Annotated in this window: 1 protein-coding gene; it reads left to right on the top strand. The window is 43.0% G+C overall.

The window, feature by feature from the left end; all coding sequences use genetic code 11:
* Nucleotides 1-230: hypothetical protein (locus tag IEX97_RS13845; protein ID WP_229776954.1), on the top strand; the 230-nt coding region annotated here is incomplete at both ends.

The raw sequence follows: 230 nt of genomic DNA, 5'->3' as shown, positions 1-230 counted from the left end.
CCATTGTAAATGAGCTAGAAGCGCAGCAGTTAAATCTGCCTGTATTAGTGCGCTTCCCGCAAATCGTGCACCAACGTGTGCATGGAATTTGCCACGCTTTCAACCAAGCAATTGAAGAATACCAATATCCAAACAAATACCTGTTGGTGTACCCAATTAAAGTAAACCAACAACGTGAAGTGGTGGATGAAATTCTAGCGAGCCAAGCTCAACTAGAAACCAAACAGCTT

Origin of the sequence: Paenalicyclobacillus cellulosilyticus (assembly GCF_014647315.1) — a bacterium.
GTDB lineage: Bacteria > Bacillota > Bacilli > Alicyclobacillales > Alicyclobacillaceae > Alicyclobacillus_J > Alicyclobacillus_J cellulosilyticus.
Note: the sequence above shows the minus strand (reverse complement) of the source record. Positions and strands in the feature narration are given on the sequence as shown.